The following is a 25,260-nucleotide window of genomic DNA, read 5'->3' as shown; positions in this document are numbered from 1 at the left end:
CTCAGGCGAAGCGCTCGCCGTAGCGCTTTTCCGAGAAGCCCACGGTAACCTCGCCATCGGGCGTGACGGTCACGGGCCGGCGCACCAGCGCCGGATAGTCGGCGATGAGGCGGGTCCAGTCGGCGTCGGTCTGCGCCGCCTTGCGGTCGTCGGACAGGCTGCGCCAGGTCATCGAGGTGCGGTTGACCAGCTTTTCCCAGCCGCCCACTTGCGCGGCCCAGGCCTTGAGGGTGGCCGCGGGCACCGGATGATCGCGGTAATCGATGAACTCGTGGGCCACGTTATGGGCCGACAGCCAGTCGCGCGCCTTGACGCAGGTGCTGCATTTGCTCAGGCCATAGAGGGTTGCTTGAGACTTCATTTCGGTTCGGATTCCTTGCGCCATTGCAGGCGGTTGACCAGGATGACACAGGTGCCCACCGCCAGGATGAACAGGGTAGCCAACGCGTTGACCTCGGGTTTGAGGCCCAGCCGCACGCGCGAGAACACCTCCATGGGCAGCGTGGTGGACCCCGGCCCCGACAAGAACGAAGCCAGCACCACGTCGTCCAGCGACAGGGTGAACGACAGCAGCCAGGCCGACACCAGCGCCGGCGCGATCAGCGGCAGCGTGATGCGGAAAAACACGGTCAGCGGCGCGGCGCCCAGGTCGAGCGCGGCTTCTTCGAGCGAGCGGTCGAGGTCGCGGATGCGGGCCTGGATCACCACCGCCACGAACGCCATGCACAGGGTCACGTGGCCCACCCAGATGGTAAAGGTGCCGTTCTCGGCCGGCCAGCCCAGCGTGCCGCGCATTTCCACGAACATCAGCAACAGCGAAATGCCCAGCACGACCTCGGGAATGACCAGCGGCGCGCTGAGCATGCCCACGTACAGGGCGAATCCGCGAAAGCGGCCCATGCGGCCCAGCACGTAGCCGGCCCAGGTGCCGATGACGACGGCGGCGGTGGCGGTCAGGGCGGCGATCTTGAACGACAGCCAGGCCGCGCTGAGCAGCGCGTCGTCATTGAGCAGCGAGCCGTACCAGCGCAGCGAAAAGCCGCTCCAGGACGTGACCAGCGGCGAGTCGTTGAATGAGAACACCATCAGGCTGATGATGGGGGCATACAGGAAGAAGTACCCTAGCCCCAGGGCCAGGCCGCGCCCGGTGTTGTTGGGCCCCTTCATGCGCGCGCCCCCCGCGCCGCCTCTTCCTGGCGCACCTGGTTGTACTGGAATAGCGCCAGCGGCACCAGCAGCAGCAGGACCATCACGCAAGTCACGGCCGAGGCCATGGGCCAGTCGGCATTGTTGAAGAACTCGTTCCACATGACGCGGCCCATCATCAGGGTGTCGGCGCCGCCCAGCATTTCGGGAATGACGTATTCGCCCACCGACGGAATGAACACCAGCATCGCGCCGGCGATGACGCCGGGCCGCGACAGCGGCACGGTAATGCGCCAGAACGCCTGCCAGGGACGCGCGCCGAGGTCGTACGCGGCTTCGAGCAGGCGCAGGTCCATCTTCACCAGGTTGGCGTACAGCGGCAGAATGAAGAATGGCAGGTAGGCATACACCAGCCCGATGTATACGGCCAGGTCGGTGCGGTAGATTTCGAGCGGACTGGAAATGATGCCCAGGCTCATCAGCAATTTGTTGAGCAGGCCGTCGTTGCGCAGGATGCCCACCCAGGCATACACGCGCAGCAGCAGCGAAGTCCAGAATGGCAAAATCACGCCCAGCAGCAGCACGTTGCGCACCGCCGGCGACGAGCGGGCGATGTAGTACGCCATGGGATAGCCGATCAGCACGCAGCACACCGTGGTGATGGCGGCCATTTTCAGCGAATTCAGGTACGTGGCCAGGTACAGGCTGTCGGTGAACAGCAGGATGTAGCCGCGCAGGTGCAGGCTGAACTGGATGGCCTCGTCCTTGAATTCGGCCAGCGCGGTATAGGGCGGGATGCCGAACTGCAGTTCGGCGAAACTGATCTTGAGCACCAGCAGGAACGGCACCAGCAGGAACAGCGCCAGCCACAGGAACGGCGGCGCCACCGCCAGCGTGCGGTTCGAAGGCATCCAGTCGCGCAGCGCAGGCGGCTTCATGAGGCCAGCACCGTGGCGCTGTCGGCGTCCCAGCTGACGAAGATTTCTTCGTCGATGCCGGGCGCGTCGCTCTGGGCCAGCTGCAGGCTGGGCACGCTGGCCTCGACGATCTTGCCGGAATCGAGCCGCACCTGGTAGAGCGCATAGCTGCCCATCCAGGCCATGTGGCTGACCATGCCGTGCGCCCAGTTATATTCGCCCTGCGGCTGGGTACGCGACACCACCAGCCGTTCGGGGCGGATGGAGACGTGCACTTCCATGCCCAGCGGCTCGCTGACGCCGTGGCTGACGTACAGCGGGCGAGTCAGCTCGGCGCACTCGATGGCGACGTGGTCGGGCTCGTCGACCACGATGGTGCCGGTCAGCAGGTTGGTGGAACCAATAAAGCCGGCCACGAAGCGCGAATTGGGAAACGCGTAGACGTCTTGTGGCGTGCCGCATTGCACGATCTGGCCCTCGGTCATGACGGCCAGGCGGTGCGCCATGGTCATGGCTTCTTCCTGGTCGTGCGTGACCATGATGCAGGTCACGCCCACCTGTTCCAGGATCTTGGCGAGTTCGATCTGGGTTTTCTGGCGGATCTGCTTGTCCAGCGCCGACATGGGCTCGTCGAGCAGCAGCAGCTTGGGACGCTTGACCAGGCTGCGCGCCAACGCCACGCGTTGCTGCTGGCCGCCCGACAGCTGGTGCGGCTTGCGGCGCGAGTACCCGGCCATCTGGACCAGGTCCAGGGCCTCGAACACGCGGTCGTGGATTTCGGCGCGGTCGACCCCTTCCTGCTTCAGGCCGAAGGCCACGTTGGCCTCGACCGTCATGTGGGGAAACAGCGCGTACGACTGGAACATCATGTTGACCGGGCGCCGGTACGGCGGCACCGCGGTGATGTCTTCGCCGTCGAGCACGATCTGGCCGGAAGTGGCTTCTTCGAAACCGGCCAGCATGCGCAGCAGCGTGGACTTGCCACAGCCTGAGCTGCCCAGCAGGGCGAAGATCTCGTTGCGCCGCACGGCCAGGTTGACCGATTTCACGGCCACCACGTCGCCGAATATCTTGACCAGGTCGGACACCCGCACGAATTCGTCGGGGTCGGCCGCATGCTGCGCCGCGTAACGGCTGTCGCTCATGATGGCTATCGTCCGGACTTCAGTTCGGCCCACATGCGGGTCTGCAGGCGCTGGATGTTCAGGGGCTGGGCCTTGATCACGTAGAGCGTCTTGGCCACGTCGGGCGGCGGATAGATCATGGGGTTGTCAGCCACGTCTTTCACCACGAACTCGCGCGCCGCCTTGTTGGCATTGGGATAGAACATGGTGTTGGTGATGGCCGCGTGCACCTTGGGGGTTTCGATGTAGTTGATGAACGCATGGGCGGCGTCGGGATGCGGCGCATCTTTGGGGATGGCCATGACATCGAACCAGGCCGGCGCCCCGCCCTTCGGGATGAAATAGTTGATTTCGTACGGGCGCTTGGCGTCCTGGGCGCGCTTGCGGGAAATCATGACGTCGCCCGAGAACCCGTACACCATGCACAGGTCGCCCACGGCGAGCTCGTCGATATAGCCCGACGAGCTGAACTGGCGAATGTACGGGCGGATCTGCTTGAGCAGGGCCAGCGCGGCCTTGTAGTCGTCGGGCTGGTCGCTGTTGGGGTCTTTGCCCAGGTACTTGAGCACCGCCGGGAACACTTGCGCGGCCTCGTCCAGCACCGAGATGCCGCAGTCTTTCAGCTTGGCGGCGTTCTCGGGCTTGAACAGCATGTCCCAGCTGCCCAGGTCGGCGTCGTCGCCCATGATCTGCCTGACCTTGGTGACGTTATAGCCCAGGCCGTTGGTGCCGTAGCCCCACGGGATGACGTGCTCGTTGCCCGGGTCCACCGAGGCCACCAGGGCCATGATGTCGGGGTCGAGGTTCTTCCAGTTGGGAATCTTGGATTTGTCCAGCTTCTGGTACAGCCCGGCCTGGATCTGGCGCGAGGCGTAGTGCGTGGACGGCACCACCACGTCGTAGCCCGATTTGCCGGTAAGCAGCTTGGCCTGCAGTGTGTCGTTGTTGTCGTAGACGTCGTAGCGCACCTGAATGCCGGTTTCGCGCTCGAAGCCCGGAATGGTGTCGGGCGCCGTGTATTCGGCCCAGTTATAGACGTTGACGACCTTGTCCTGCGCGCATGCGCCCGACATGGCGGCGGCGGCCAGCGCCGCGCCCAGCGCCCATCGGATTTCCGCCTTGATGTTCATTGCGAGCCCCTTGCCACTCTCAGTGCGAAATTTGCCAAAGGGCAAAATGATAAAGCCTTTTTCAGGGAGTTTGCCCAGAAAACACGGGAGAAACCCCCGCCTTTGCCGCAGGACAGAGCCCGACAAAGCCCCCGGGGGCAAGGGACGCCGCGGCCTGGGGCAGCCTCGCGCCAGCCGTCAGGCGCCAGGCTCCGCAGACGTCTGCCTCAAGTGTCAGGCTCCGTGGATGTCTGCGTCGGGTGTCAGGCTCCGTGGATATCTGCGTCGGGTGTCAGGCTCCGTGGATATCTGCGTCGGGTGTCAGGCTCCGGCAGGTGCCTGACACCGCCATGGGCCACCGGCGTCTCGGTCAATCGGTGTCTGACACCCTGCGGGAGTCAGACACCTGTTGCTGACACTGCGGGAGTCAGACACCTATTGCAGTGTCGCGCGCCACGCGTCAGGTGTCAGGCTCCGACAGGTGCCTGACACCGCTGCGGGCCACTGGCCCCTCGGTCAGTCGGCGCAGGCCCGGTACGCCTGGTCGAGGCGGTTCCAGAACTCCAGTCCCGCCGCGCCGCCCACCTTCTGCAATGAGCGCCGCAGGCGCAGCATGTTGGCGCGGCGCGCGTGCGCGGAAATGCCGCCGGCCGTGCCGCGGTCGAAGTCGATCAGCCAGGCGCGGCCCTGCGGGTCGAGCAGGATGTTGTAGGCGTTCAGGTCGGCGTGCCACACGCCCAGGCGGTGCATGGCGGCAATGGCGCTGGCGGCGGCGTCCCAGACGGGCTGGTCCAGCAGTTGCGCCAGCGGCCGCACCTGGGGAATGCGCTCGACCAGGATCGCCGCGCGATAGGCCGGCCCATGGCGCCAGTAGGCCGCGGCCAGGGGCGCCGGCACGCTCAGGCCACGTTCGCGCAGCCATGCCAGCAGACGGTATTCGCGAAAACAGCGGGTGCGGGACTCGCCCTGCCATACGTACGCATCGCGGCTGATGCGCGCGACCAGCCCGCCGCGCCGGTAGCGCCGCAGCACGCCCTGCCAGTCGTCATGCTGCACGAACCAGGCCGACTGACGCCCGCCTGCATCCACCGGCCGGGCCTGCGCGCCGTACCAGCGAGGGTCCAGCCAATGCGGATCGGCCGCCCCCAGGCGGGCGTCGCACAGCATGGCGCCGGGGGGCGGGCCGGCCCAGGCCAGCCGGCGTGCGCCGGCGGCGTCGGTGCCAGGTTCAGTCGTCACGGTTGCGCATCCAGTCGGCCACGCCGTAGAAAGCCTCGAGCAGGCGGTCGATGAGTTCGGGGGCCACCCCCTGGTCCTGCATGGCCCGGCCCATGCAGGCCACCCACTGGTCGCGCTCGACCCGGCCGATGGAAAACGGCAGGTGGCGCGCCCGCAGGCGCGGATGCCCGTAGCGCTCGATATAGTAGTTGGGGCCGCCGAAGTAGCCGCACAGGAACAGGAACAGCTTTTCGCGCGCCGAATCCAGGCTGGGTCCGTGCACGCCACGCAGGATGGCCAGGTCGGGCTCCATGTCCATCAGGTCGTAGAAGCGGTCGACCAGTTCACGGATGGCGGGCTCGCCGCCCAGGGTTTCAAAAAGCGTATTGGAAGTCTGCAGGGATTCGACCTGCGGTTGGACTCGTGATGCGGTCATGAGGCTTCTCGTAGAGTAAGCAGCGGCGGCGTGCGCAACACGCCGCGCAGCGCCAGCGCGGCGCCGCCCCAGGCGGCCGCCATGCCTGCGCCGATACCGGCCAGCCAGGGCCAGGCGCTGAGCGTAATGCGGAAATCGAACACATAGGTGGCCAGGGCCCAGGCAATGGCGGCGGCGCCGGCCGCCGCCAGCAGACCGGCCAGCCCGCCCACGGCCAGGATTTCCAGGCGCTGGGCGCGCGCCAGCTGGCTGCGCGTGGCTCCCAGCGCCCGCAGCACGGCGGCTTCGCGCACGCGTTCGTCGCGGGTGGCGGTCAGCGCGGCGGCCAGCACCAGCACGCCAGCGGCCAGGGTGAACACGAACAACACCTGTACCGCGGTAACGACCTGGTCCAGCACCGATTGCAGCTGGTTCAGGATAGAACCCACGTCGAACACCGTCAGGTTGGGAAACTGGCGCAGCAGTTCACGCGGCAGCGTCTGCTGGCCCGGCGGCAGGTGAAACGAGGTAATCCAGCTTTGCGGCATGTCCCGCAGCGCCGCGGGCGACAGCACGGCGAAGAAGTTGACCTGCATGGAATCCCAGTCGACACGGCGGATGCCCGATACCGTAACCTGTACCTGCTGGCCGGCAACGTCGAAAGTCAGCACGTCGCCCACCGCCAGCCGCAGCGCTTCGGCCAGGCCCGCCTCGATCGAGACCTCGTGCGCATCCGGACGCAGCCAGCGGCCCTGCTCGATGCGGTTGCCGGCCGGCAGGGCGTCGCCATACGACAGGTTGAATTCGCGGTCGACCAGGCGCTTGGCGCGCGGCTCGTCATAGTCGGCCGGGCCGACCGGGCGGCCGTCGACCGCCACCAGGCGGCCGCGCACCATGGGCCACAGCGCCACGCCGCCCAGGCCGTGCCCGGCCAGGAAATCGAGCACCGGCTGGCGCTGGTCGGGCTGGATGTTGATGAGGAAGCGGTTGGGCGCGTCGGGCGGCAGCGTGCGCTGCCAGCCGGCCACCAGGTCGGTGCGGGTCATGGCCAGCAACAGCAGCGCCATCAGGCCGATTGCCAGCGCACACACCTGGGTAATGGTGGCGGCGCGCCGGCGCACCACGCCTGCCAGGGCAAAACGCAGCGCCGGCAGGCCGGCGGCCGCGCCGCGCAGCCGCGCCAGGCCCAGCACGCACAGCCACGCCACCAGGGCAAAAACAGCGAACGCGGCCAGGAACCCCCCTGCCACCACGGCGCCCAGCCGCGCATTGCCGGCGAACCACCAGATCAACAGGGCGAAGCCCGCCGCGCCCAGGGCGTAGCCGGCCGCGCTGCGCGCGCGCAGGGTTTCGGCATCGCGGCGCAACACCCGGGCCGGCGGCACGTGACGCAGTTGCGCCAGCGACGGCAGCGCGAAACCGAGCAACAGCAACACGCCGGTAACCAGGCCCTGCACGGCCGGAACGCCCGAAGCCGCCGGCAGCTCGGTATCGATGAGATTGCCCAGCGCCAGCACCAGGCCCTGGTGTGCGGCGTAGCCCAGCAGGCAGCCGGCCGCCGAGGCGAACAGACCCACCAGGGTGAACTCTGCCAGCAGCATGCGCGTCACCTGCGGCTGCACAGCGCCCAGGCAGCGCATTACCGCGATGCCGTCGCGATGACGCGTCATAAAACGCCCCGCCGCCAGCGCCACCGCCACCGCCGAAATCAGCACCGCCAGCAACGCCACCAGCGACAGGAAACGCTGGGCGCGATCGAGCGTGCGCCGGACTTCTGGGCGGCCGGACTCCAGGGTGGCCAGCTTCTGGCCGCGCTGCAAATGCTGCTGCAACCAGGTGGAATACGCCGCCACCGCGTCGGGCTGGCCAGCCGCCAGCAGCGCGTAGCCGATGCGGCTGCCCGGCGCCACCAGCCCGGTGGCCGGCAGGTCGCTGGCGCGCACCATCAGGCGCGGCGCTACATTCACGAACTGCAGGCCCCGGTCGGGTTCATAGGTGATCACGCGCGCCACCCGCAGCCGGCTGTCACCCACGCCGATGGTGTCGCCCACGCCGATATCCAGCAGCGCCAGCAACTGGGCGTCGGCCCAGGCCGTGCCGGGCGCCGGAATATCGCGCGTGGGAGCGCCTTCGGCATACGGGGCGTCGGCCACGCTCAGGCGGCCGCGCAGCGGATAGCCGAGCTCGACCGCCTTCAGCGAGACCAGCTGGGCGGCATCGCCCGCGCTGGCCATGGTGGGAAACTGCATGGTGCGCGAAACCTCGAGTCCCCGGTCGCGGGCCGCCTGGAGGAATCCGGCATCGATGGGCGCATCGGCGTCCAGCACGAGGTCGGCCCCCAGCATCTGGCCGGCGTCGCGCTCGAGCGCGCGGCCGACCCGGTCGGCCAAAAAGCCCACGCTGGTGACGGCGGCCACCGCCACCACCAGGGCCAGCACCAGCAGGCGCAGCTCGCCGGCGCGGGCGTCGCGCCTCATCATGCGGGCGCCCAGGCGCAAGGCGGCGGCCAGGCCGGGCCGGCGCGCCCGGGAGGAGGAATCAGGGAAATCCATCATTTTGCAATGGTAACCAATGGTCGGTTTGCCCGGGGAATCCCGCTATCATGCGCGCTGGGCGTAACATGCGATGCGCCGATACCAATATTCATCTGTTCCCGGGAGAAGACACCATGCGTAAGACCTGGCTTGCCGCCACCATCCTGGCGGCTTGCACCGCCGCCGCCGCGCTGCCCGCAGCCGCCCAGACCACGTTGAAAATGGCCTACGCCCTGTCCACGTCGTCGCACTACGGCGCCGGCGCCGAAGCGTTCGCCAAGTCGATCGAAGGCTCGACCAAGGGCAAATACAAGATCCAGCAGTTCCCCAACAGCGCGCTGGGCGGCGAGCGCGAGGTCATCGAAGGCCTGCAGATCGGCACCATCGACCTGGCCATCGTGTCCACCGGCGCCACCCTGAATTTCGTGCCGGAAACCGGCGTTTTCGACATTCCCTTCCTGCTGCGCGACCTGGAACACGCCCGCAAAGTGCTCGACAGCAAGATCGGCCAGGACATGCTGGCCAAGTTCCCCGACCGCGGCATCATCGCCCTGGCCTGGGGCGAACAGGGCTTCCGCCACCTGACCAACAACGTGCGCCCGGTCAAGACGCCGGCCGACGCCAAGGGCCTGAAGATCCGCACCACCGAAAACCCCATCCACATCGCGGCCTTCCGCGCCATCGGCATCCTGCCCACGCCCATGGCCTGGCCCGAAGTGGCCACCGCCCTGCAGCAAGGCACCATCGACGGCCAGGAAAACCCGCTGTCTGTCATCACCTCGGCCAAGCTGTCGCAAATCCAGAAATACCTGTCGCTGACCGGCCACGTGTACGGCCCGGCGCTGGTGCTGATGTCGGCCAATGTGTATGAAGGCCTGTCCGACGCCGAAAAGGCCGAGTTCAAGACGGCCGGCAAGGCCTCGGCCCAGGCCATGCGCGACTACGTCGACGACATCGAGAAAACCGGCGTCGAGCAGCTTCGCAAGGAAGGCATGCAGGTCACGACCGACGTCGACCGCGATGCCTTCGCCGCCGCGGTGCAGCCGGCCTACGCCGAGTACTACAAAAAGTACGACAAGAGCCTGATCGACGCGATCCGCAACACCAAGTAAGGCCGGCTCCCGGCCAGGCCGGGCTGCCTAGCGCAGCCCGGCCGCGTTTCGCGCTCCCCCGGCATCACCGCCCTCCCCCGCATCCGGAATTCACCATGCGTCAGCTTCGTCTTGCCGAACAGACCCTGTTCAAGGCCGTATCGGTCATTGCCCAGATCCTGCTCGTGGCCTCGGCCGCCGCCGCCTTCTACCAGGTCATCGCCCGCTTCATCCTGCAGGCGCCGTCCGACTGGAGCGAGGTCCTGACCCGCGCGCTGCTGATCTGGACGGTGTTGCTGGGCATCTCGCTGGCGTTCCGGCACGGCGCGATGATCAGCGTCGAGCTGCTGCACAACCTGCTCAAAGGCCGCCGGCAGCGCCTGCTGGAGCACCTTATCGCCATCATCTGCGTGGCCTTCCTGGTCTTCATCGCCTGGATCGGCGGACACATGACCTACCGGGTGCGCTTTCAGAACGTGCCCAGCCTGAACATCTCGATTTCCTGGATCTACCTGGCGATCCCGGTGGGCGCGTCGCTGGCGGCCATCGCCGTGCTGACCCGCTGGCTGCTCGGCGCCGACGAACCGGCCCCCGTGCGCAACGACGCGCAAGGCTAGCGGCAAGCCCGCCAAAGCTCAATGGAAAAACTGATACGCACTGTATAGGCACCCAGCCATGTCCCAATTGATGATTCTGACGATGCTGATCTTCTTCGGGCTGTCAGTGCCCGTGGCGGTCGCCATCGGCCTGGCCAGCCTGGCCGGCGTGTCGCTGGGGGGGCTGCCCTGGCTGGTAGTGGCCCAGCAGCTGTACGCGGCGCTGGACAAGTATCCGCTGGTGGCGGTGCCGTTCTTCATCCTGGCCGGCAACCTGATGGAAGCCGGCGGCATCTCGGACCGCATGGTCGAGTTCGCCAAGAGCCTGGTGGGCGGCATCCAGGGCGGCCTGGCCTGCACCTGCGTGCTGACCTGCATGATTTTCGCGGCGGTGGCCGGCTCCAGCGTGGCCACCACCTTCGCCGTCGGCGCAATCCTGATCCCGGCAATGGTCCGCCACGGCTACCCGGCGCCGTTCGCCGCGTCGCTGCAGGCCAGCGCCGCCGAACTGGGCGTGATCATCCCGCCGTCCATCCCCATGATTCTGTTCGCCGTGTCCACCGACACTTCCACCGGCGAATTGTTCATTGCCGGCGTGGTGCCGGGCATCCTCATCGGCGGCGCGCTGATGCTGTACGTGTGGCTGTACGCCAAGCGCCACGGCCTGGGCAAGATGGACGGCGACGGCCGCCTGCCGCTATGGCAAGCATTCAAGCGCGCCTGGCTGGCGCTGCTGATGCCGGTGATCATCCTGGGCGGCATCTACGGCGGCGTGTTCACGCCCACCGAGGCATCGGTGGTAGCCGTGGTGTATGCCGTGGTGGTGGGCAAGTTCGTCTATCGCAAGCTCAGTTTGCGCACGCTGTCGGGCACGCTGCACCGCTCGGTGGTGTCCACGTCGGTCATCATGTTCGTCATCGCCAACGCGGGCGTCTTCAGTTTCCTGCTCAACCGCGCGGGCGTGCCCGACGCGCTGGGCACCTGGCTGTCGCACCTGTTCCACGACAAGATTACGTTCCTGATGGGCATCAACGCCGCCCTGTTCATGATCGGCATGTTCATCGAGACCTCGGCATCGGTGGTGGTGCTGGCGCCGTTGCTGCTGCCGGTGGCCATGCAGTTCGGCGTTGAACCGGTGCACTTCGGCATCATCATGGTGGTGAACCTGGCGCTGGGCATGATCACCCCGCCCTTCGGCGTCAACCTGTTCGCCGCCTGCGCCGTGGCCGGGCAGCCGCTCGAACGCCTGATCAAGCCGCTGATTCCCTTTGTGCTGGTGGTGATCGCCTGCCTGATGATCATTACTTATTGGCCGGGGCTGTCGCTTGGGCTGCGCGACCTGGTGTACGCCAAGTAGGCGGCCGCGTGTGATACCGTTGCTGGCGTCATGAATGTTCCGTTTCCCATACGCCAGGAATGCCCGCCGGGGGCCTGTATCTGTGACCGCGACCGGTTGCTGGCCACACCCGGCGGCGATATCCGCATCCTGCGCCTGACGCGCGAAGAAGAGAAAAAACTGGTGGCCCGGCTGGAAAACCTGTCCAGCCTGGACGACCTGCGCCGCATGCAGCAGCTGATGCATGCGCAGTTGGGCATTTCGCTGCGCATTGCGCCCGGCCCCAACGAAGTGCGCACCGTGCGCGGCCTGCACATCGAAATCGCCGACCTGCCCGGCCTGTGCAACAAAACCCGGCAGACCCTGCCCGCGGCAATCCGCCGCGGGCTGGAGCGAAAGCCGGAAATCATCTACGCACTGCTTGATTCTTACGATTTGCTGGGCGGTTGATTCCCGCGCCGCCTGTTGATTCGGCGGTGATTGATTCAGCAGACATTAATTCGCCGGCTGTACGTTGGCGCGTTTCATGACATCCAGCCACTTCGCGCTTTCGGACTGCACGAAATCGGCGAACTGCCGGGCATCCATGGTGCTGGCAATAATGCCGTTCTGCTTCAGGCGCTGTTGCACGACCGGCATGGCCGACGCCTCGAGCATGGACCGGTTCAGCGTGTCCACCACGTCAGCCGGCGTGTTCTTCGGCACCCAATAGCCATACCACGACGTGACATCGAAATCCGGAATACCCGACTCGGCAATCGTGGGAACTTCGGGAAGCAGCTCGATGCGCTTGCCCGAGGTCACGGCAAGCGCCCGCATTTTGCCGCTGGTAATGAGCGGCACGGCGCTGGCCACCGACGCGTACAGAATATCGACATGGCCGCCCAACACGTCGGTGGTGGCCTGCCCCGTGCCGTTGTATGGAATGTGGGTGATCTGCGCCCCGGTGCTCAGGTTGACCAGTTCGCCCACCAGGTGGGGCAACGATCCCAAGCCGCCGGAAGCGAAAGTCAGGCTCTTGGGCTTGGCTTTCGCGCGCGCAATCATGTCCTGGAAGCTCTTGATGGGCGACTGCGCCGCCACCACCACCACCATTGGCGCGAACCCGAACACGCCAACCGGCGTGAAGTCCTTGATGGGATCGAAAGTCAGCTTGCGGAACATGCCCGGGTACATGACCTGGATGGACGCGTTCATCAAGCCCGTATAACCATCGGGCGCGCTGTTGGCGACCAGGTGCGCGCCGATGGTGCCCGCCGCGCCCGACCGCGACTCAATGACGATGGGCTGGCCCAGCCTGGCGCTCATTTCGGCGGTCAGCATCCGGCCAAACGTCTCGGTGGTCGAGCCCGACTGATGCGGCACCACAATCACCACCGGCTTGGACGGAAAGGTATTTGCCGCTGCCGCCGGCTGCCATGCGCCGATCGGGGCGATAGCGGCCGCGAATGCCAGCCGCACGTATACGCGCCATTGCTTCATGTTTGTCTCCGAGTGTGTAAAAGCCGTCTTTTCTGCGCGGCCCTGGTTGAGAAAATAGTTGGGATGAGTCAAGAATCTGGAACGGGACCCAGGGCGCCGCTGGCCTCCAGGTGCGCGATATCGGCGGCGGAAAAACCCGCTTCGGCCAGGACCTCGTGGTTATGCTGCCCCTTCAAGGGCGGCAGACCGCGCAGCGCCGCAGGGGTGCGGCTCAGCTTGACCGGAAAACCCACGCCCTGGTAGCCGGGATGCTCGATCACCATGTGCCGGTGCCGGGCATGCGGCGTCTGGATGGCCTCGGGCACGTCGAGAACAGGAGCAGCCGGCACGCCCGCCTTGATCAGGGTGGCCACCACTTGCCGCCCGTCGTGCGCGCGCAGGTGGCCCAGCAGCGCTTCGCGTAACGCTTCGCGGTTGGCGATGCGGTCGAGATTGGTGCCAAAACGCGGGTCCCGCGCCATATCGGGACACCCCAGCACCTCGCATAGCGTACCGAATTGCCGCTCGTTGCCCACCGCGATGTAGATTGGAATAGAGGCCGTCTCGAAAGCATCGTAGGGCGCGATATTGGGATGGCCATTACCCGAGCGTTGTGGCGCTTTTTTCGTCCACAAATAGTTGGAAGCATGCGGGTGCGCAATGCCCAGGGCGCAATCGTGCAGCGAGACATCGCATAACTGCCCCCGGCCCGACCGGGCGCGCTCTTGCAACGCCGCCAGCACGGCGATGGTGGCCTGCATTCCCGTAGCAAGATCAACCACCGGAATGCCCAGCCGCAGGGCGGGACCATCGGGCTCGCCGTTGATGCTCATCAGGCCCGAGGCCGCCTGGATGGCGGCATCGTAGCCCGGCATGCCACCCAGCGGCCCATCATCGCCGAACCCCGTGATGCGGCAATGCACCAGCCGGCGAAACCGGTCGCAGATCGCCTCGGGCGTGGCGATGCCCCATGCCCGCCAGGTGCTGGCCTTGAAGTTCTCGATCAGCACATCGGCGGTCTCGAGCAATTGCCAAAAGGCCTCGCGCCCCTGTGGCTGGCCCATGTCCAGCACGATGCCCCGCTTATTGCGGTTTAGCGCCTGGAAATAGGCTGCTCCGCCGGCGTTGACCGGCGGCCCGAATGTGCGGGTCTCGTCGCCTGCCGGCGGCTCGATCTTGATGACGTCGGCCCCGTGATCACCCAGTGCCTGGCCGCAATACGGCCCCGCCAGCACGCGCGAGGCGTCGATGACCCGCAGTCCGCTCAAGCTTTGGGCCGTCATGCGCGCGCCCCTGCGACCTGAACGGTGGCGCGCGGCACAATGCGCCATTCATAGGCATCGTCGCCCTGGTCCAGCCGGCGCGCCAACCGCAGATCGAGGCGCCGGTTATGCGCCGATAGCGCGCCTTCGAGCAGACAGTTCCAGGCATCGAAGGCGGCGTGGTGCAAATCGGGCAGGCCGGCCATCAGCTTCCAGGTGGACTGGCGCACCCCCGCCCCCGCGGCATCCTGCAACAGCGTGGCGTCGTCTCCTTGCGCTTGGGCCAGGGCCACCATGAAGCGGGCAAAGTCGGCCGCATCGCCGCGGTCGGGCAACCCCATGGCGGCAGCCGTCTCTGCATAGAACTGCATGCCGATCAGGCGCCCCGTGATGCCAGCCAGCCAGGCGGCCTCGTGCGGCCCGCGCAGGGCGATGAGTTCGGGCAACGCCGTGCGCACGTATTCCATGGCGTAGTTGCGCTTGGCCTTCTGCAGGCGCTCCTGCGGCCAATCGGCGGTGGGCAGGGTGGGCGCCAACGCGGGATCGAAGTCGGGCGCCTCTTCGCCGCGCGCGAAACGCAGCCGCTCGTCTTCGGAAATATCTCGATCGTATTCGCAGTAGTAGCCTTCCAGGCCGGGCTGGCCATCCATGGTCTGCTTGGTGCACACGAAACCCAGGCGGCGCGTGCCCAGCGACACGCCGTTGTGCGCGTGCCAGCCGCGCAGCACCGCCTGCGAGACCTCGCCGGGAATGGCGCAGATGGCAGTGCCATGCCACGCCCAACGCGGCGGCGGATAACGCACCCAGACCTTCTTCTGGCTTTCTTCAACATACTCTACGTGCACGCCGCCGATGGCATTGGACAAGTAGTGGTAGCGCGCGGCCGCCACGGCTGGCGGCAGGCCGGCCAGGCCGAGCTTGTCCAGGCCGGGCAGGAAGCGTTCCAGATGCTGGCGGCGGAAAATATGGAAGACCAGGTCGGCGGCCTCGCGCGTGCCGCAGCGGGTGACCATGGTCATGACCAAGCCGGTAAAGTACGCGTGGTACCACTGGGAAACGGCGGCCCAGCGCGATGCGTCGCTAGTGGGGCGAATGGAGTCGGGGGTTTGCATATACGGGTTCCGTTTCAATGCGTATTCGGCTGGTGAGTGGCGGCGGGTAATTCGGCGACTGGCTCGTACGATTGCGTCAGCCCGGAGAGCACGAACGTGGCCAGCCTGCTGGCCAGGGCATCACGGTCGGCGGCCGTCTCGCCCGGCCGGGGCTGGTACCACATCGTGGTCCAGTTGATTGCGCCAAACAGCGGCTTGATCGACAAACGCGGATTCTGCCGCGGCAGCTCGCCGGCCTCGATCGCTTGCGTCAGCACGGAAACAAACAGCTCTTCATAGTGGTCGCGCAAGCTGATGACCTCGGCCAGGCTGGCACGCTGCTCTTCGCTGACACGCCCCATGAGGTGGGCTTCCAGGCCCTGCACGGCAACACGCTGATACGACAGGTGCTTCATCACTTGCAAAGAATGGGCGTGGGCCATACGGTAAAGGCGGTCGAGCGCGTGCACGCCGGCCTGGCGGGCAATCGGCGTGATCGCGTCTATGTTCATTTCCATGGCTCGGCGGTAAACGGCCACCCACAGGTCTGCCTTGCTACGGTAGTGGTAATAAATGCTGCCCTTGCTGACGCCGAGCGCATCGCCGATCTGGTCGAGCGTCGTAGCGTCGTAGCTGTACTGGGTAAAGGCGGCAGCCGCGGCATCGAGAATCTCGGCGACCCGGCCGGGAGACTCTGCCGACCGGGTGTTGGCGTTACGGGCCATGAGGGGAACTCCTGGTGTGGCGGAAACGGAAGGAAGAATGCGCCCGGCCAGCAGAGTGGCATGAGCTCGCGATGGTCCGACGTCGGCTTGCTGGACCTGGCTGGCCTGCAGCAGCGCCTGCATGCCGGGCGCGCCGTCGCCGACAATCTGCCGGCTGGCCTGAATGGTTCGCTCGGCGCACTCGCTGGCCGACAGCAAGGCCATTACGCTCGTCAGGCCGGCGTCCCGTTCGGCCTGTTCGCCGTGCGCCGCTTCGTAAAGCAGCGCACGAGCCGCGGAAATGGCGGTCGCGCAACCGGCCAGCTGGTGTGCGTCCGGCCCAGGCGTATCGCCTGGGGCAAGCCACGGCATGATGCCGCGCGCCAGCTCATAGGCCGCCAGGCCAAGCCCGACCGCCTGCGCCGCAGCGGTAAGCCGGCACAGCGCCGCCGCCTGCCGCATGGCGGCACGCGCGGTACCGGGCCGGCCAAGCATATGGCCGGCACGCAGCGCGACATCACACTGGAAACGATTGGCCTGCGCGGCATCGCCGGGATCTTCAGTCGCGCCGAGTTCGAGAATGGAGCCCGGCACCACAAAGGCGCTGATGTTGTCGGCCCCGCGGGCTGGCACCGTTGCGGCAAACAGCAAGAACGCCGCGCCATGCTGATATTGGCCCATCCAGCGGCCTTGGCCGGATAGCCGCCACCCGCGTTGTTCGGCCCTGGCCTCGATCGTGGGCTCGGCGTCATCGACGGAATACATGGGAAGCAGCAGCCCGGCTGCAGCCCCGCCGGCCAGCCGCGCCCCCTTGCCCTCGTTTGTGCGCAAGCGGGCGGCGGCGGTTTCGGCCACCACCGCGGCGGCCAGCTGCCTGGCCAGCATCAAGCGGGGAACGGCGAGAATTTCCAGTACCGACAACACCGTCGTCAGCGGCAACGGGGCGGCGTCCTGGCGCCGGGTGCGAACCAGCTTGAGCAAGCCGCTGTCGCGCAACGAGCTCGCGGCGTCGTCGGATTCGCCCTGCTGGACGGCATCCCGCGCCAGCGCCTGCCAGCGAGCGGCGGCAGGATCCAGCACAGGCGACCAGATGATTTCCATAACAGCTTCTCCACTGCCAGATCATGCTCATACTTTCAGGTAGATTAAATACCTGAATTCACAATGTCAAATTTATTTCTTTGATTTTTATGGAGAAAAATTCGTTCATAAAGTTTACATACCCATTCGTATGCGTATATTCTGGCGTTTCCATGAACCCTTTTGAACCACCATGCGTAGCTCCGATTCCATTACGCCCGCGGCACGTGATTTCCTGGATTGGCCCTTTTTCGACTCGCGCCACGCCGAGTTCGCCGCCCGCATCGAGGCGTTTGCCGATGCCCGCGACTACGAACCGGCCCGGCCAGACAACGTAGACAGGCTGTGTCGCGCCCTGGTGGCGGATCTGGGCGCGGCCGGCTTGCTGGCCGCTTGCGTGCCGGGCGCCTACGGCGGGCTGGCGCCCGCCATCGAATCGCGCCACCTGGCCTTGGCCCGCGAGGCCCTGGCCTATCGCAACGGTCTGGCCGATTTCGCCTTCGCCATGCAGGGCCTGGGTAGCGGCGCCATCAGCCTGGCCGGCTCCGACGAGCTCAAGGCTCGACTGCTGCCGCAAGTGGCGCGGGGCGAACTGATCCCCGCCTTCGCGCTATCTGAAAAGAATGCAGGTTCCGATGTGGCCGCCATGACCTCCAGCGCCCGCCGCGACGGCGAGCACTACGTCATCAATGGCGAAAAAACCTGGATCTCCAACGGCGGCATCGCCGATGTATATACGCTGTTCGTGCGCAGCGAAGCAGCCCCCGGCACGCGCGGCATTTCGGCGTTTCTGGTGTACCCCGACGATCCCGGCTTTTCTATTGCCGAACGCATCGACGTCATGGCGCCGCACCCGCTTGCCACATTACGATTCACCGACATGCGCATTCCAGCAACGCGCATGCTCGGCTCGCCGGGCTCGGGGTTCAAGCTGGCCATGCGCACCCTGGACATCTTCCGTGTCTCGGTTGCGGCAGCGGCGCTGGGTTTCGCGCGCCGCGCTTTTGACGAAGCCGTCGCCCACGCCCGTTCCCGCCAGATGTTCGGCGCGACACTGGCCGACCTGCAAATCACGCAAAGCCGGCTGGGAGAAATGGCTGCGGCAATCGACGCCTCCGCCCTGCTTACCTATCGGGCCGCCTGGCAGCGCGACGTACGGCAATTGCCCACCACCCGCGAGGCCGCCATGGCCAAGTTATCGGCCACCGAAAACGCGCAGGCCGTCATCGACGCAGCGTTGCAGATGTTTGGCGGCCGCGGCGTGCGCAGCGGCGCCATCATGGAAAGCCTGTACCGCGAAATCCGCGCCCTGCGCATTTACGAAGGCGCCAGCGAGGTACAGAAGCTGATCGTGGCCCGCGAAGTACTGCGGCAGGCCCCGGCGCGGTAGCTAGGCGGCCCGCCAGCCCGCGCCCCCGTCAGCGCGGCCGCTTGTCGACCACCCGGCGCGCCTTGCCCGTCAAGGTGCGCTCCACGAACCCGCAGTCCGCCACCCGCACCCGCGCCGTCACGCCGATGTACGACTTGACCGCGTGCTGCAGCTGCTTGCCCAGCGCTTCGCGCTCGGTTTCGGCCAGGCTGGCGAACTCGTCGCGCACCTCGGTCAGGATCTCCAGCTCGTCCAGGTGTCCGTTGCGCGTCAGCACCAGCTGGTAGTGCGGCGCCAGCTGGGCGATCTTCAGCACCTGCTCTTCGACCTGGGTGGGAAACAGGTTCACGCCGCGCACGATCAGCATGTCGTCGCTGCGGCCGGTGATTTTGCCGATGCGCCGCATGCTGCGCGAGGTAGGCGCCAGCAGCCGGGTCAGGTCGCGCGTGCGATAGCGAATGACGGGCATGGCTTCTTTGGTCAGCGAGGTGAAGACCAGTTCGCCCTGTTCGCCGTCGGCCACCGGCACGCCGGTTTCGGGATCGACGATCTCGGCATAGAAATGGTCTTCCCATACCACCGGACCGTCCTTGGTCTCCACGCATTCGCTGGCCACGCCCGGCCCCATCACTTCCGACAGGCCATAGATGTCGACCGCATCGATGGCCGCCTCGGACTCGATATCCTGGCGCATCTGGCCCGTCCAGGGTTCGGCGCCAAAAATGCCGATGCGCAGCGAGCTCTGGCGCGGATCGATACCCTGGCGGCGCTGTTCTTCAACGATGTTGCAAAAGTACGAAGGCGTCACCATGATGATGTCGGGCCGGAAATCGCTGATCAGTTGCACCTGCTTTTCCGTCTGGCCGCCCGACATCGGGATGACCGTGCAGCCCAGGCGTTCGGCGCCATAGTGTGCGCCCAACCCGCCCGTGAACAGGCCGTAGCCGTAGGCCACATGCACAATGTCGCCGCGCTTGCCGCCCGCCGCCCGAATCGAGCGCGCGACCAGCCCGGCCCAGTTTTCCAGGTCTTGCGTGGTGTAGCCCACCACGGTGGGCTTGCCGGTGGTGCCGCTGGAGGCATGCACGCGCGCCACCTGCTCGCGCGGCACGGCGAACATGCCGAACGGATAGTTTTCGCGCAGATCCTGTTTGGTGGTGAACGGGAATTTGGCGATGTCCGACAACTGCTTCAGATCGTCGGGGTGCACGCCGGCGGCATCGAACGCCCGCCGGTAGTGCGGCACGTTCTGGTAGGCGTGCGCCAGGGTCCACTTCAGGCGCTGCAACTGCAGCGCCTCGATCTCGTCGCGGCTGGCGTGCTCGATGGGATCCAGCCCGGGTTTGCTCACGGAATTGGACATGGAATCGGTCTCCTGGAATGCTGTGCGGCGCGACGCCGCTTTATCGTAATAAGTGTGACGCTGCAAAAAGGGGCTTTAGTCCTCTGGCGGCGTGCCGACGATCTGCCCCTTGATGCGGTACGAACGGCCACGGAACAGCGCCAGCTGACGGCCGTCCTGGTTAGTGACGGTGACATCGTAGACGCCCGTGCGCCCGGCCAGCGAACGCTCTTGCGCTACCGCCGTCAGCACGTCGCCGGCGAAACCCGGCGCCAGGAAATCGATGGTGCACCCCGAGGCCACCGTGCTCGCGTTGCGCGAATTGCAGGCGAACGCGAACGCGCTGTCGGCCAGCGCGAAGATGAAGCCGCCGTGGCAGGTCTGGTGGCCGTTCAGCATGTCGGGACGCACGCGCATGGTCAGGCGGGCAAAGCCCGGCGCGATCTCGGCCACGGTCATGTCCAGGCCCTGGGTGGCGGCGTCCACCGCGTACATGGCGGCGCCCACAGCCTGGGCCAGTTCGTGCGGGTCGGCCGGCACATCGACGGAAGGCACATGCGTAGTCATCAGCGCCCCTTGAATTTCGGTTCGCGCTTGCCCAGGAACGCGGCCACGCCTTCGGCGTAGTCGGCGCTGCGGCCCAGCTCGCGCATCAGGTCGCGCTCCAGGTCCAGCTGGGCGGACAAGTCATTATGCAGGCTGGCCTGCAGCGCCTGCTTGGTGCTGGCCAGCCCGCGCGTGGGTGCGGCGGCAAAGTGCGCGGCCAGCTTGTCCAGCGTGGCGTCGAAGGCGTCGTCGGCCACGCATTGCCAGATCAGGCCCCAGTCTTGCGCCTGGCGCGCGCTGAGCTTGTCGCCCAGCATCGCCAGCCCCATGGCGCGCGCGCGCCCCACCAGCCGCGGCAGCACGAAGGTGCCGCCGGTGTCGGGGATCAGCCCCAGCCGGCAGAACGACTGGATGAAGCTGGCCGATTCCTTGGCGATGACGATGTCGCCCGCGAACGCCAGGTTGGCGCCCGCCCCGGCCGCCACGCCATTCACGCCCACCACCACGGGCAGTGGCAGGGCATGCAGGCGGCGCACCAGCGGCGCGTAGTATTTTTCCACCGTCTCGCCCAGATCCGGCGGCGTGCCCTCGGCGGCCATCTGCCGCTCGCTCAGATCCTGGCCGGCGCAAAAGCCGCGGCCCGCGCCGGTCAGCACCAGCACGCGCGCGCCTTCGCGCTCGACGCGGCCCAGCGCGTCGGCGACCTCGCCGTGCATGGCGGCGGTGAAGCTGTTGAGCTTGTCGGGGCGGTTGAGGGTCAGCCGGGCAATGCCGCCCGACAATTCAAACAAGATGCTGTGATAGCTCATGAAAAATTCCCGGTCAGACGTGGCGGCGCGTCTGCACGACGCGGAAGCGGTTGGACACGAACGCCGAGTCCGACAACGCCGCATTGGCGGCGGGGTTGGCGCCGGTGCCATGGAAATCGCTGAAGGCAGCGGTCTGGTTCACGAACACGGCGCCCGTCAGGTTCAGCGACAGCGCCACGCCCGACACCTCGGCCGCATCCTGCACCTGGCTGGCTGAGCTTGCCCGCAAAAAATGGATCCCTTGCTGAGTGTGTAAAACTCACGCAAGGAGGGAGGAAAGATGGGTAATCCGAGAGCTCGATATACGCAGGAATTCATGCTGGAAGCCGTGCGCATGGTCCGCGGCGGCCAGAGCATGGCGGCGGTGGCGAAGATACTGGGCATCAGCCCGAAGACGCTGCACAACTGGGTGAAGGCCGATGCCGCTGGGAAGCTGAACGGCGCAGGCAAACAGGTTTCTCCAGAACAGATGGAGATTGCCCGGCTGCGCGCGGAGTTGGCACGCGTGAAGATGGAGCGCGACATATTGGGAAAAGCCACGGCGTACTTTGCGAAGGTGTCGGCATGAAGTACGCCTGGATCGAGCTTCACAGCCGACAATGGCCGGTGTCCCTGAGCTGCCAGGTGCTGGGTGTCAGCCCCAGCGGTTACCACGCGCGCAAGGTGCGGGATGTCGATACTGACCGACCGCGCCGACGCATCAGCAACGACGCTCTGCTGGTGCACATCAAGGCCGTGCACGCTGAATCCAAAGGCGAGTACGGCTGGCCGCGCGTGTGGAAGCAACTGCTGGTCCAGGGCATTCGCGTCAGCAAGGATCGTGTCCAGCGGCTCATGAAGCTGCACGGCATCAAGGCGAAGACCAAACGCCGGTTCAAGGTCACGACCGACAGCAAACACAGCCTGCCGGTCGCACCGGACCTGCTGCAACGAGACTTCTCTCCCGCGCGTCCCGACCAGGTCTGGACTACGGACATCACGTACATCTGGACGGACGAGGGTTGGCTGTTTCTGACCGTCATTCTCGACCTGTTCAGCCGTCAGGTGGTGGGCTGGTCGATGCAGCCGCACATGCGCACGGAGCTGGTGTCTGATGCGCTGCGTATGGCGTGGTTTCGCCGCCGTCCGCAAGCGGGCCTGATCCTCCACAGTGACCGTGGCAGCCAGTATTGCAGTCATGACTTCCAGGACCTGCTCAAGGGCTACGGCATGCGCAGTTCGATGAGCCGTCGAGGCAATTGCTGGGACAACGCACCGACCGAGAGCCTGTGGGGATCGCTCAAGCGTGCACGCATCCTCGGCCAGCGCTTTGCAACGCGTCGCGAAGCGATGGACGAGGTAATCGACTGGTTGAGCTTCTACAATCATTCGCGCTTGCACTCGACGTTGGGCTACGTCAGCCCGATGCAATTCGAGCGGGACTGGTACGCCGCCCAGAACCAACGGGTGGCATAATCTCGCTCAGTTAAGGGATCCGAAATTCGCGGGCAACGTCAGGCCACGCGCTCGTCGGTAGTGTAGGCCGCCAGCGACAGCGCGCCATGCCGCACCACGCTGTCGCGCGCCAGGTCGATGCTGTGCGCGGTAGAGTCGGTCGCCACCACGAAGGCAATGGGGCCGAACCATTCCTGCGCGATAGCCGGATTACCGGCCTCGGCGCGCAACAGCAGCGGCGTGCGCACGCGCGCACCGGCGAATTGCGGGTGTTCCAGCGCCTGGCTATCGGCCACTACCGGCAGGCCCAGGCCGCGCGCCTGCTCGATGCGCGCCGCGATGCCTTCGTTCTGGATCGCGCCGGTCAGCTCCACGGCCTTGGCCGGATCGGCGCACAGCTTCTGCAGGGCCGCGCCCAGGGCCGCCGCCACCTCGTCGAAGCTGGCATGGCCGTCCGCGGTGGCGATGCCGCCGCGCGGCACGTAGATGTTCTGCGGCGCCGTGCACATCTGGCCCGAATACAGGGCCAGCGAAAACGCCAGATTGCGCGCCATGCCTTTGAGGTCGTCGGTGGAATCGACAATGACCTGGTTCACGCCCGCCTTCTCGGTATATACCTGCGCCTGCCGGGCGTGCTGTTCCAGCCAATTGCCGTTGACGCTGCTGCCGGTGAAGTCGACGATCTTCACGGCTGGGTCCTGCGCCAGCCGCTGCGCCGTGTCGTCGCCGGCCGGATGCGCGGCCAGCTGCACCACGTCGGCGTCGAAGCCGGCCTCGGCCAGCACCTCGCGCGCCACCTGCACGGTGATGGCCAGCGGCAGGATCGCGCCAGGATGCGGCTTGACGATTACCGTGTTGCCGGTGGCCAGGCTGGCAAACAGACCCGGATAGCCATTCCAGGTGGGAAAGGTCGAGCAGCCGATCACCAGCGCGACGCCGCGCGGCACGATCGTGAAGCGCTTTTCCATCTTGATGGGATCATGTTTGCCTTGCGGCTTTTCCCACAGCGCCACGCCGGGAATGCGCGCCATTTCCTGCCAGGCATAAGCCACCGCCTCCACGCCGCGGTCTTGCGCGTGCGGGCCGCCGGCCTGGAACGCCATCATGAAGCCCTGCCCGGTGGTGTGCTGCACGGCATGAGCGATTTCGAAACTGCGCCGGTTCAGGCGCGCCAGGATTTCCAGCGCCACGCCCACCCAGGCGCGCGGGCCGGCCCGGCGCCATTGTTCCAGGGCGCGCCCGGCGTTCTGCACCAGCGAGGCCACGGGCACTTGCGGATAACTGATGTCCAGCGCGAATCCGTAGGGCGACTGCTCGCCGCCCACCGAACCCTGGGCGCCCGTCAGCGCCAGCGGAAAGGGCTTGCCGCGCAGGGCCTCGAAGGCCGCGCGGCCGTCGTCGCCAGCAGTCTCGCCATAGTGGCGCGGGCTGGGCGACTCGGCGAAGGGGCTCCAGTAGCCGCGCTCGGCCGCGGCCGCCTGCGCGCGCTCAAGCAGGGACTGGTGGCGTTCGAAAAATTCATGTGACACGAGACGATCTCCGGGATGAATAAGGTTCGGGAATGTGCGGCCGATTCAGGTTTCCTGGTCGAAATCCAGCACCAGGCGGTCGCTGACCGGGAAACTCTGGCAACTGAGCACGAAGCCGCGCGCCACTTCGTAGTCTTCCAGCGCAAAGTTGGCGTCCATGTCGACTTCGCCCTCGATGACTTTGCAGCGGCACGTCGAACAGACACCGCCCTTGCACGAATACGGCAGCTCAACGCCCTGCGCGAGCGCCGAATCGAGCACGCTGTCTTTGTTCTTGTCGATAATGAATGTGCGGCGATGGCCGTCCTGCACGACAGTGACTTCGCACTGGCCCTTGCCGGGCGCGGCCGGCGCATCGCGGCCGGTGCGCAGCGCGCGCGGTCCGCGCGGCGCGCCAAAAAGCTCGAATTTGATCTGCGACTTGGGAATGCCGCGCGCTTGCAGGTGCTGCACCACGCTTTCGATCATGGTCTGCGGGCCGCACACGAACGCGTAGTCGATGTCGTCGGGGCGCATCCAGGCCGACAACAGCTGGTCTACCTTGTCGCCGTCCAGGCGCCCGTTGAACAGCTCGATGTCCTGGCTTTCGCGGCTCATGATGTACACCAGCGAAAAACGCTCCATGTACAGGTTCTTCAGGTCTTCGATTTCTTCGCGAAACAGCACCGACGACGAGGCCCGGTTGCCGAAGAACAGAGTAAAGCGGCTGTGCGGCTCGGTGGAAAGCGCCGTCTTCACCAGCGAGAACACCGGCGTGATGCCGCTGCCCACGGCGAAGGCCACATAATGGCGGCGATGCTCGGGCGCGAAATCGACGGTGAAGTTGCCGGCTGGCGGCATGACTTCCAGCGTCTGGCCGGGTTGCAGCTCGTGGTTGGCCCAGTTCGAGAACACGCCTTCGTCGACCTTCTTGATGGCCACGCGCAGCACGCCGTCGCCGGGCGCCGAACAGATGGAATACGAACGGCGCAGTTCTTCGCCGCCCAGCTCGGTGCGCAGCGTCAGGTATTGCCCGGGCCGGAACGCGAACTGCGCCCGCAGGTCTGCGGGCAGGTCGAAGGTCACCACCACCGCGTCGCGCGTGTTGCGCGCCACCGAGGCGACCTTCAGGGAATGAAACGATGTCTGGCTCATGGCGTGAAGCTGC

23 protein-coding genes and 1 pseudogene are annotated in these 25,260 nt (G+C 66.3%); 6 read left to right on the top strand and 18 right to left on the bottom strand.

Going from position 1 to position 25,260, the window contains the following annotated elements; genetic code table 11:
* Nucleotide 1: 1 nt before the first annotated feature.
* From BPET_RS09915 to BPET_RS09880, 8 genes are all read right to left on the bottom strand, one after another.
* Complete coding sequence (locus tag BPET_RS09915; RefSeq protein WP_012248870.1) at nucleotides 2-361, bottom strand: Spx/MgsR family RNA polymerase-binding regulatory protein; 360 nt, start codon at nucleotides 359-361, stop codon at nucleotides 2-4.
* Nucleotides 358-1,167, bottom strand: coding sequence for an ABC transporter permease subunit (locus tag BPET_RS09910; RefSeq protein WP_012248869.1), 810 nt, complete (start codon nucleotides 1,165-1,167; stop codon nucleotides 358-360). Before BPET_RS09910 ends, BPET_RS09915 begins: the two co-directional genes overlap by 4 nt.
* Complete coding sequence (locus tag BPET_RS09905; protein WP_012248868.1) at nucleotides 1,164-2,084, bottom strand: ABC transporter permease subunit; 921 nt, start codon at nucleotides 2,082-2,084, stop codon at nucleotides 1,164-1,166. The genes BPET_RS09910 and BPET_RS09905 overlap by 4 nt, the downstream gene beginning before the upstream one ends.
* Nucleotides 2,081-3,208 (bottom strand): ABC transporter ATP-binding protein, encoded by a 1,128-nt coding sequence (locus BPET_RS09900; protein ID WP_012248867.1) that lies wholly within the window; start codon nucleotides 3,206-3,208, stop codon nucleotides 2,081-2,083. Before BPET_RS09900 ends, BPET_RS09905 begins: the two co-directional genes overlap by 4 nt.
* Before the next feature lie 5 nt (nucleotides 3,209-3,213).
* Nucleotides 3,214-4,317 (bottom strand): polyamine ABC transporter substrate-binding protein, encoded by a 1,104-nt coding sequence (locus BPET_RS09895; protein WP_012248866.1) that lies wholly within the window; start codon nucleotides 4,315-4,317, stop codon nucleotides 3,214-3,216.
* 495 nt (nucleotides 4,318-4,812) lie between these two features.
* Nucleotides 4,813-5,463 (bottom strand): 3-deoxy-D-manno-octulosonic acid kinase, encoded by a 651-nt coding sequence (locus BPET_RS09890; protein ID WP_081483059.1) that lies wholly within the window; start codon nucleotides 5,461-5,463, stop codon nucleotides 4,813-4,815.
* Between the two features lie 61 nt (nucleotides 5,464-5,524).
* Entirely contained in the window at nucleotides 5,525-5,950 is a 426-nt protein-coding gene (locus BPET_RS09885; RefSeq protein WP_012248864.1) for a group II truncated hemoglobin, read from the bottom strand.
* Nucleotides 5,947-8,484: an ABC transporter permease gene (locus tag BPET_RS09880; RefSeq protein WP_012248863.1), complete on the bottom strand. Its 2,538-nt coding sequence runs from the start codon at nucleotides 8,482-8,484 to the stop codon at nucleotides 5,947-5,949. Before BPET_RS09880 ends, BPET_RS09885 begins: the two co-directional genes overlap by 4 nt.
* 113 nt (nucleotides 8,485-8,597) lie before the next feature.
* On the opposite strand from BPET_RS09880, the gene BPET_RS09875 reads away from it, so the two are divergent.
* The 4 genes from BPET_RS09875 to BPET_RS09860 all read left to right on the top strand — a co-directional run bounded on the left by BPET_RS09875 (nucleotide 8,598) and on the right by BPET_RS09860 (nucleotide 11,936).
* Entirely contained in the window at nucleotides 8,598-9,575 is a 978-nt protein-coding gene (locus BPET_RS09875) for a TRAP transporter substrate-binding protein (protein ID WP_041863762.1), read from the top strand.
* A gap of 95 nt (nucleotides 9,576-9,670) precedes the next feature.
* The gene (locus tag BPET_RS09870; protein ID WP_012248861.1) at nucleotides 9,671-10,171 is read left to right on the top strand and encodes a TRAP transporter small permease; all 501 of its coding nucleotides are present in this window, start codon (nucleotides 9,671-9,673) and stop codon (nucleotides 10,169-10,171) included.
* Between the two features lie 58 nt (nucleotides 10,172-10,229).
* A complete protein-coding gene (locus tag BPET_RS09865) occupies nucleotides 10,230-11,507 on the top strand; it encodes a TRAP transporter large permease (RefSeq protein ID WP_012248860.1) in 1,278 nt (425 codons plus the stop codon).
* Between the two features lie 30 nt (nucleotides 11,508-11,537).
* On the top strand, nucleotides 11,538-11,936 hold the full coding sequence (locus tag BPET_RS09860) for a hypothetical protein (RefSeq protein ID WP_012248859.1): 399 nt from the start codon (nucleotides 11,538-11,540) through the stop codon (nucleotides 11,934-11,936).
* Nucleotides 11,937-11,981: 45 nt separating this feature from the next.
* Here BPET_RS09860 and BPET_RS09855 read toward each other — a convergent pair whose 3' ends face one another.
* The 4 genes from BPET_RS09855 to BPET_RS27315 form a co-directional block, all read right to left on the bottom strand.
* Nucleotides 11,982-12,968 carry a Bug family tripartite tricarboxylate transporter substrate binding protein gene (locus BPET_RS09855; RefSeq protein ID WP_012248858.1) on the bottom strand — a complete coding sequence of 329 codons (987 nt, stop codon included), beginning with the start codon at nucleotides 12,966-12,968 and terminating at the stop codon, nucleotides 11,982-11,984.
* 68 nt (nucleotides 12,969-13,036) lie between these two features.
* Nucleotides 13,037-14,230, bottom strand: coding sequence for a CaiB/BaiF CoA transferase family protein (locus BPET_RS09850; RefSeq protein WP_012248857.1), 1,194 nt, complete (start codon nucleotides 14,228-14,230; stop codon nucleotides 13,037-13,039).
* Complete coding sequence (locus tag BPET_RS09845) at nucleotides 14,227-15,321, bottom strand: hypothetical protein (protein WP_012248856.1); 1,095 nt, start codon at nucleotides 15,319-15,321, stop codon at nucleotides 14,227-14,229. The genes BPET_RS09850 and BPET_RS09845 overlap by 4 nt, the downstream gene beginning before the upstream one ends.
* 14 nt (nucleotides 15,322-15,335) lie before the next feature.
* Nucleotides 15,336-17,105: a TetR family transcriptional regulator gene (locus tag BPET_RS27315; RefSeq protein ID WP_012248855.1), complete on the bottom strand. Its 1,770-nt coding sequence runs from the start codon at nucleotides 17,103-17,105 to the stop codon at nucleotides 15,336-15,338.
* 172 nt (nucleotides 17,106-17,277) lie between these two features.
* On the opposite strand from BPET_RS27315, the gene BPET_RS09835 reads away from it, so the two are divergent.
* Complete coding sequence (locus BPET_RS09835) at nucleotides 17,278-18,474, top strand: acyl-CoA dehydrogenase family protein (protein ID WP_012248854.1); 1,197 nt, start codon at nucleotides 17,278-17,280, stop codon at nucleotides 18,472-18,474.
* A 28-nt stretch (nucleotides 18,475-18,502) separates the two neighbouring features.
* On the opposite strand, the gene paaK is transcribed toward BPET_RS09835, so the two are convergent.
* The 4 genes and pseudogenes from paaK to BPET_RS09815 form a co-directional block, all read right to left on the bottom strand.
* Complete coding sequence (gene paaK, locus BPET_RS09830; RefSeq protein WP_012248853.1) at nucleotides 18,503-19,816, bottom strand: phenylacetate--CoA ligase PaaK; 1,314 nt, start codon at nucleotides 19,814-19,816, stop codon at nucleotides 18,503-18,505.
* A gap of 75 nt (nucleotides 19,817-19,891) precedes the next feature.
* Nucleotides 19,892-20,362: a hydroxyphenylacetyl-CoA thioesterase PaaI gene (gene paaI, locus BPET_RS09825; RefSeq protein ID WP_012248852.1), complete on the bottom strand. Its 471-nt coding sequence runs from the start codon at nucleotides 20,360-20,362 to the stop codon at nucleotides 19,892-19,894.
* The gene (gene paaG, locus BPET_RS09820; protein WP_012248851.1) at nucleotides 20,362-21,150 is read right to left on the bottom strand and encodes a 2-(1,2-epoxy-1,2-dihydrophenyl)acetyl-CoA isomerase PaaG; all 789 of its coding nucleotides are present in this window, start codon (nucleotides 21,148-21,150) and stop codon (nucleotides 20,362-20,364) included. Before paaG ends, paaI begins: the two co-directional genes overlap by 1 nt.
* 13 nt (nucleotides 21,151-21,163) lie before the next feature.
* A pseudogene (locus tag BPET_RS09815) lies at nucleotides 21,164-21,364 on the bottom strand (phenylacetic acid degradation protein PaaN); the annotation flags it as partial.
* A gap of 66 nt (nucleotides 21,365-21,430) precedes the next feature.
* Here BPET_RS09815 and BPET_RS09805 point away from each other — a divergent pair.
* A protein-coding gene (locus tag BPET_RS09805) for an IS3 family transposase (RefSeq protein WP_085970191.1) occupies nucleotides 21,431-22,605 on the top strand; the annotation gives its coding sequence in 2 pieces (ribosomal slippage) (nucleotides 21,431-21,680 and nucleotides 21,680-22,605; 1,176 coding nt in all).
* Nucleotides 22,606-22,643: 38 nt separating this feature from the next.
* Here the strand turns inward: BPET_RS09805 and paaN are convergent.
* Both paaN and paaE read right to left on the bottom strand, forming a co-directional pair.
* The gene (gene paaN, locus BPET_RS09800) at nucleotides 22,644-24,113 is read right to left on the bottom strand and encodes a phenylacetic acid degradation protein PaaN (RefSeq protein ID WP_012248849.1); all 1,470 of its coding nucleotides are present in this window, start codon (nucleotides 24,111-24,113) and stop codon (nucleotides 22,644-22,646) included.
* 45 nt (nucleotides 24,114-24,158) lie between these two features.
* Complete coding sequence (gene paaE / locus BPET_RS09795) at nucleotides 24,159-25,247, bottom strand: 1,2-phenylacetyl-CoA epoxidase subunit PaaE (RefSeq protein ID WP_012248848.1); 1,089 nt, start codon at nucleotides 25,245-25,247, stop codon at nucleotides 24,159-24,161.
* Between the last annotated feature and the right edge of the window lie 13 nt (nucleotides 25,248-25,260).

The sequence above is a fragment of the Bordetella petrii genome (genome assembly GCF_000067205.1).
Classification (GTDB): Bacteria; Pseudomonadota; Gammaproteobacteria; order Burkholderiales; family Burkholderiaceae_B; genus Bordetella_A; species Bordetella_A petrii.
This window is presented reverse-complemented; position numbering and strand designations above follow the sequence as displayed.

Excerpts from the sequence above, each read along its gene's own strand:
- BPET_RS09860 (WP_012248859.1), top strand. The coding sequence starts at position 11,538 with ATGAATGTTCCGTTTCCCATACGCCAGGAATGCCCGCCGGGGGCCTGT.
- BPET_RS09855 (WP_012248858.1), bottom strand. The coding sequence starts at position 12,968 with ATGAAGCAATGGCGCGTATACGTGCGGCTGGCATTCGCGGCCGCTATC.
- BPET_RS09850 (WP_012248857.1), bottom strand. The coding sequence starts at position 14,230 with ATGACGGCCCAAAGCTTGAGCGGACTGCGGGTCATCGACGCCTCGCGC.
- BPET_RS09870 (WP_012248861.1), top strand. The coding sequence starts at position 9,671 with ATGCGTCAGCTTCGTCTTGCCGAACAGACCCTGTTCAAGGCCGTATCG.
- BPET_RS09915 (WP_012248870.1), bottom strand. The coding sequence starts at position 361 with ATGAAGTCTCAAGCAACCCTCTATGGCCTGAGCAAATGCAGCACCTGC.
- paaE (WP_012248848.1), bottom strand. The coding sequence starts at position 25,247 with ATGAGCCAGACATCGTTTCATTCCCTGAAGGTCGCCTCGGTGGCGCGC.
- BPET_RS09910 (WP_012248869.1), bottom strand. The coding sequence starts at position 1,167 with ATGAAGGGGCCCAACAACACCGGGCGCGGCCTGGCCCTGGGGCTAGGG.
- paaG (WP_012248851.1), bottom strand. The coding sequence starts at position 21,150 with ATGAGCTATCACAGCATCTTGTTTGAATTGTCGGGCGGCATTGCCCGG.
- BPET_RS09880 (WP_012248863.1), bottom strand. The coding sequence starts at position 8,484 with ATGATGGATTTCCCTGATTCCTCCTCCCGGGCGCGCCGGCCCGGCCTG.
- BPET_RS09900 (WP_012248867.1), bottom strand. The coding sequence starts at position 3,208 with ATGAGCGACAGCCGTTACGCGGCGCAGCATGCGGCCGACCCCGACGAA.
- BPET_RS09845 (WP_012248856.1), bottom strand. The coding sequence starts at position 15,321 with ATGCAAACCCCCGACTCCATTCGCCCCACTAGCGACGCATCGCGCTGG.
- BPET_RS09885 (WP_012248864.1), bottom strand. The coding sequence starts at position 5,950 with ATGACCGCATCACGAGTCCAACCGCAGGTCGAATCCCTGCAGACTTCC.
- BPET_RS27315 (WP_012248855.1), bottom strand. The coding sequence starts at position 17,105 with ATGGAAATCATCTGGTCGCCTGTGCTGGATCCTGCCGCCGCTCGCTGG.
- BPET_RS09890 (WP_081483059.1), bottom strand. The coding sequence starts at position 5,463 with ATGCTGTGCGACGCCCGCCTGGGGGCGGCCGATCCGCATTGGCTGGAC.
- paaI (WP_012248852.1), bottom strand. The coding sequence starts at position 20,362 with ATGACTACGCATGTGCCTTCCGTCGATGTGCCGGCCGACCCGCACGAA.
- BPET_RS09875 (WP_041863762.1), top strand. The coding sequence starts at position 8,598 with ATGCGTAAGACCTGGCTTGCCGCCACCATCCTGGCGGCTTGCACCGCC.
- BPET_RS09895 (WP_012248866.1), bottom strand. The coding sequence starts at position 4,317 with ATGAACATCAAGGCGGAAATCCGATGGGCGCTGGGCGCGGCGCTGGCC.
- BPET_RS09865 (WP_012248860.1), top strand. The coding sequence starts at position 10,230 with ATGTCCCAATTGATGATTCTGACGATGCTGATCTTCTTCGGGCTGTCA.
- paaK (WP_012248853.1), bottom strand. The coding sequence starts at position 19,816 with ATGTCCAATTCCGTGAGCAAACCCGGGCTGGATCCCATCGAGCACGCC.
- BPET_RS09835 (WP_012248854.1), top strand. The coding sequence starts at position 17,278 with ATGCGTAGCTCCGATTCCATTACGCCCGCGGCACGTGATTTCCTGGAT.
- BPET_RS09905 (WP_012248868.1), bottom strand. The coding sequence starts at position 2,084 with ATGAAGCCGCCTGCGCTGCGCGACTGGATGCCTTCGAACCGCACGCTG.